General features: G+C 46.4%; 3 protein-coding genes and 1 pseudogene. All 4 read right to left on the bottom strand.

Annotation, left to right across the window (positions count from 1 at the left end; genetic code table 11):
- A partial coding sequence (locus tag Q0314_RS10505; protein WP_298058814.1) for a hypothetical protein occupies positions 1–993 on the bottom strand: 993 nt, incomplete at its 3' end.
- A gap of 5 nt (positions 994–998) precedes the next feature.
- The gene (locus Q0314_RS10510) at positions 999–2,360 is read right to left on the bottom strand and encodes a sodium-dependent transporter (protein WP_298058816.1); all 1,362 of its coding nucleotides are present in this window, start codon (positions 2,358–2,360) and stop codon (positions 999–1,001) included.
- Positions 2,361–2,609: 249 nt separating this feature from the next.
- On the bottom strand, positions 2,610–4,547 hold the full coding sequence (locus Q0314_RS10515) for a BCCT family transporter (protein ID WP_298058818.1): 1,938 nt from the start codon (positions 4,545–4,547) through the stop codon (positions 2,610–2,612).
- A 140-nt stretch (positions 4,548–4,687) separates the two neighbouring features.
- Positions 4,688–5,636: pseudogene (locus Q0314_RS10520) on the bottom strand (hypothetical protein); the annotation flags it as partial.

The following is a 5,636-nucleotide window of genomic DNA, read 5'->3' on the forward strand; positions in this document are numbered from 1 at the left end:
GCTTTTTAGATCGATGATGCGGGCTTTGTCGTAATTAATCAATGCGAGCCGCGAACCGTCCGCGCTAACGCGAATCTTCTGGGCCTTAGCGCACTCGCCGCGCATCCACGCGGGAGTTTGCCGCGAGCCTGCCGCATCAAAAAAGACTAGACCGCCCTCGTAATACTCCCTGCCTAGCAGCGAGCCGTCTTTCAAAAAGCAAACGTCGCTAAGCGCGCCGAAGTCGCCTTTTATTTCATTTAAAATTTCGCCGTTCATCGTGCTTGTAATTTTAATCTCGTTTTGCTTGCAGCTTAGAGCCAGCCTCATACCATCCGTGCTAAGCGCTACGCAAAACGCCGCGCCGCAGCCTGAGTCCGTTTTATATTTGCCATGAGACGAAAATTTCCCGTCTTTTAAAAGATAAATTTGACCGTATGCCGCAAATGCCGCCGTTTCGCCGGATGCGCAGACGCAGCTCGTAATATCGCCGTTTCTTTTTATTTTTAGCTCTTTAAAGACATTTGTAAATTCGCCCGTTTGTGGGTTAAATTTAAAAATATCGTGATCTAAGTCCAGCAGCAAAATCTCGCCGGCGCGCTCCGCGTGCCACGCAAGCGGCTTTGGCAGGACGATCTGCTGTTTTACGGCGCCGCTCGCGTCCAGCCTGATGAGAAAATCATACAGCGCGCCGCCCTCTTTGTAGCCGCCGCATTTATAAACAAAAAAATCATCGCCAGCACCCGCAAATGCTAGCGCGCCCGTGTATCCGCCGCCGATATAGACGTGCAAACTTGCTTCGCCGGCTTTCGCGTTCGCATTTTGCAGGACGTAGCCTTTTTTCAGGCTCTCCCACTCCTTTTTCACGCAGGCTTTTTGCACCTCGCCAGCGCTAGCAAACTCCTTTTGCGTCTGCCTAGTTTTGCCGTTTTTGATGCTCTCGCTAAGTAAAATTTGACCCTCTACGCGCAAATTTAATCTGTCGCCGTTAGCTAAATTTACGAGATTTGCCATCAAATTTACTTTAAAAAATTATCGTAAAACGAGCTGATAAAAAGCACCAAAATGATAAACGGCACGACGAATTTGATATACCAAAACCAGATATTTACGAGTTTTGCGTGTTTTTCGCTGCCCTGCATTATCTCGCGTTTGGCTTCGTCTTTTAGCACCCAGCCTACAAATATCGCGCACCCAAGCGAGGTCAGCACAAAAAATATCGTAGCGCTGATGGCGTCGTATGCGTCAAAGATATTTTTACCGAAAATTTTAACGTCCGCAAGCAGGTTCGTAGCCATCAAGGACGGCAAATTTCCAAAGATAAATATCGTGCCTAGAACCAGCAAAATCGCGCTTTTGCGTTTTATTTTAAATTTCTCTTGAAGGGTCGTGATGATAACCTCGTAGATCGGCAGCGAGGTCGTGAGCGCGGCGATCATCAGTAGCGCAAAAAACGCCACTGCGAAAAATCCGCCAAAAGGCATATGCGAAAAAACGATCGGCAAGCTCTTAAACACGAGGCTTGGGCCGCTATCTGGCGATACGCCGTAGCTAAAGAGCGACGGAAATATCATAAAGCCCGCAAGCACGGCGATGAGGGTGTTTAGGATGCCCGTTATGATCGAGATTTTTACCAGCCCTTCGTCTTTTTTTACAAAGCTTGAAAGCGTGATCATCACTCCAAAACCAAGCGAAAGCGCGAAAAATACCTGTCCCAAAACATCGACGAAAAGCTTGATACTTATCTTTGAAAAATCGGGCGTGAGATAAAATTTAATCCCCTGCGCCACGCCATCTAAGGTCAAGTTTTTTACGATCATAACGATCATCAGCACGAAAAGTAGCGGCATGAGATACTTCGCCGAACGCTCAATGCCGCCGACCGCACCCTGCACCAAGATCGCATAGTTTACGAGCACAAACACGAGCGTGGCAAAGCTGATGGCCAGCGGATCGCTCACGATATTTTGCTCGTAAAACGCGCTCGTAGCCTCGAAACTCAGCACCTGTGAGAGATCAAGCATGCCAAATGCGATCTGCGCGATGTAGTTTAGCACCCAGCCGCCGATAACCATGTAGTAGGCCATGATGCCAAAGGCGCCAAGCAGCCCCATCCAGCCAACGATTTTCCACGCCGGATTTATATTTTTACCGCCGAATGCGTCCACGGCGTTGCATTTTAGGCGTCTGCCGATCGCATTTTCGGCTAAAATCATAGGTATACCGATCACGATCATTGCGATACAAAACACGAGCACGTAGGCGCCGCCGCCGTTTTGCCCGACTAGATACGGGAAGCGCCACGTCGCGCCAAAGCCCACGGTAGCACCCGCAACCGCCAAAATATACGTTACCTTCGAACTCCAAGTTTTTCTATCCATCATAAACCCTTTTAATAAAACGGGAAATTATATAAAAAAATTGATTAAAATTTGCTAGCGGCGGGCGATTTGGGCGCGTAACTTTTACGACCGATGTGAAGTATCTAAACCCAAATGCACGGGTAAATTTAATCTGCGTCTGCCGATTTTAACTTAAACCGGCAGCGCCTCAAGCTCAAATTTGCAATAAATAGCCGCAAAAAAGCCGTCCGCACAAACGCGTCCAAATTTGCAAATCCTAGAGCAAATTTACCTAACTATATGCAAAAACTGCATATGTTTACGGTATTGCTCGATGACGTCGTTTATCAGCGTGGCCTCGCTCCAACCAAGCACGTCGTAGTCCTGGCCGCCCTCTTTTAGATAGACCTCGGCTCTGTAGTAAAGATCGTCGCCCTCAAGCTCCCTCGTGTAGTCCGGGCTCTGGCTTTTGGTGAGATATACGCCATATCTAAAGTCCATCTCATCGCCAAGTCCGACGTTTAAATTTACGAAATTTTCAGCTTTTGTTACATTTGCCTCAAGGCCGTTTTTGGCAAATTCATCTTTTAGCTCGTTAAAGGCTTTTAGCACGACTTCGTTTAGAAATTTACTGCCGTCTTTTTTGCTAGGTAGCGTGATGATCGCGCTTAGTCGCTCTTGCCACGGCTTTGAAAGATCACTAATGGGCATGTTGTTAAAGTTATTTGTCTCTTTTTTGGTTAGATCCACACGTAACGCCTTAAATAGCCCGTAAATGGCGCCAAGTAGCACTATGGCAAATGGCAACGCCGTAGTTATCGTAAGTGCTTGAAGCGAGCCAAGACCGCCGGCTAGCATCAAAAATGCTGCCACGGCGCCCACTGTAACGCCCCAAAAGACCTTTTGCCAAACCGGCGTATCGTCCTTGCCGTTTGAGCAAAGCATGTTCATAACTATCGCCGCTGAATCGGCCGAAGTGACGAAAAATATGACGATCATAAAGACCGCGATCGTGCTTAGCACGCCTGAAAAGCTAAATTTTTCTAAAAACATAAAAAGCGCCGAAGCCGAGTCGGAATTTACGGTCGTCGCAAGCTCGCTAAATCCACTTTGCACAAGCGCAATCGCCGAGTTGCCAAAAAAGCTCATCCAAGCAAATGTAAAGCCGGTTGGCACGAAAAGCACGCCGATCACAAATTCTCTTATCGTCCTACCCTTTGAAATTTTAGCTATAAACAGCCCCACAAACGGCGACCAAGATAGCCACCAAGCCCAGTATAGCAGCGTCCAACCGCCAAGCCAGCTCTCGTTTTGCCTCTCGTAGGCGTAGAGGTTAAAGGTGTTTGAAATAAGTGTCGATACGTAGTCGCCGCTGTTTTGCACAAACGACTTTAAAAGCTGCGTCGTATCGCCCAAAAATAGTATCAAAAACATAAAACATATAGCTAGCGCAATGTTTGCGTTTGATAAAATTTTAATCCCCTTATCAACGCCGCTAGCTGCCGAGATGGTCGCTGCAAAACAAAGCACTATTAGAAGCGTAATATGCATGGTCGGCAGGCCAAAAACGTGCGTAAGGCCGGCATTTACCTGAAGTACGCCGTATCCTAGCGAGGTCGCTACGCCAAAAAGCGTCGCTACGACGGCAAATGTGTCGATAGCGTTGCCGATCTTGCCGTAAATTTTATCTCCGATGATCGGATAAAATGCCGATCTAAGCGTGAGCGGCAAGCCGTGTCTATACGAGAAAAAGGCGAGAATTAACGCCACGATAGCATAGACCGACCATGCGCCCATACCCCAGTGAAAGAAGGTGATATTCATCGCAAGCTTTTGCGCTGCGATAGTTTGCGCGTCGCCGAGCGGCGGATTTAGATAGTGCATGAGCGGCTCGGCCACGCCAAAAAACACAAGCCCGATGCCCATGCCGGCGGCAAATAGCATAGAAAACCACGAGATATTTTTGTGCTCCGGCTTTACGTGATCGGCTCCGAGCTTGATCTCGCCAAGCTTGCTAAAGCCAAGGATAATGATGCTTAGAAGTATGACGGCGACGGTCAGGATGTAAAACCAGCCAAATTTGGCCGCGATGTAGTTTTGCATACCTTTAAAAAACTCATTTGAGAAATTTGGAAATATTGCTGCAAATGCCGTTATTAAAAATATGACAACAAGCGATGGGATAAATACCGAATTGTTAAATTTCGACTTTTGAAATTTGATCATTTTTCTCCTTTTTTGTAAATTTCATCTTCCTTTTAAAATAACAAAAAAGAGTAAATAGGTCAAATTTACTCCTTAAGTTTTTGGCTAAATTTAAGGAGTAAACCACTGCAAAAAGGCGTTTTGAAAAATTTAAACTAAATTTACATGTAGTCCCTCTTTGTGCTTTTAGCTTTTGTGACTCCAAAGATGATCGCGAGAATAAAAACGATACCAAACGTGACGTAAAGGATGATGGTCGGCTTTTCTACCTCGATGCGAGATATCGCCACCTCCTCGCCGCTAGCAGGCACGAGCGCGCCGGTTTTTATCATCTCGTAGATATCCTTTGCCTCTAGTTCTTTGCCCTGAAAGTGCGGCGGTCTGGTTAAAATTTCAACCGCTCCAAGATCAACCACCTCATAAACACTATGTTTTATGCCATAAAATGGCTTTATCTTGCTAAAAAAATAGAGCTTATCGCCGTTTGCATATACTGCGCCATATTCGCCATCTTTTACCAGCCCTATCTCACGCCAAGAGCTGCTTGGGGCAAATTTATATAAAGAGACTGTTTGCGCCACTAAGTGCCTGCCGTGCTTTGAGCGCTGCCACTCTTCGCCTTGCTGCAAGAAATACGCTGAATTTTCATCTACAAAAACGTCAGCATAGAGCCTTTTTAGCTCGCCTTTTAGCTGGTAGTCTGAAATTTTAGCCTGCTCGTCTTTCGTGCTATCCCAAAAGTAAATTCCATCTTTGCTGGCAAAAAGAGGCCAAAACGAGTGCACGTTATCCACGCTATAAATGGCGCTATAAGGCATATTTTGAGCGTTAAATTTATGCTCATTTGCAAACACCGCCCCACTTTTTGGCTCAAAAAGATATTCTATATCGTGCTTAGCATCGTAGCATATCCGGCGCGTCTCATCTGAATATCTTGTATCAAGCCTATAAAAGCCCATAAACAAGCTTTTGCCGTCTGTGTAATATCCGCTAGCAGCGCCGCTTTCTGTCGTAATATATCTTAGCTCACTAGGATCTGCATCAAGCTTTTCGCCCTTGTAGTAAAGCGTGCCACCATCTCTTGCAAAGCCAGCGTCAAATATAGGCTCT

The sequence above is a fragment of the uncultured Campylobacter sp. genome (genome assembly GCF_938040115.1).
GTDB lineage: Bacteria > Campylobacterota > Campylobacteria > Campylobacterales > Campylobacteraceae > Campylobacter_A.

What these genes read in the sequence shown, in the direction of transcription:
- Q0314_RS10510 (WP_298058816.1), bottom strand. Translation starts at nt 2,360, where the DNA reads ATGGATAGAAAAACTTGGAGTTCGAAGGTAACGTATATTTTGGCGGTT.
- Q0314_RS10515 (WP_298058818.1), bottom strand. Translation starts at nt 4,547, where the DNA reads ATGATCAAATTTCAAAAGTCGAAATTTAACAATTCGGTATTTATCCCA.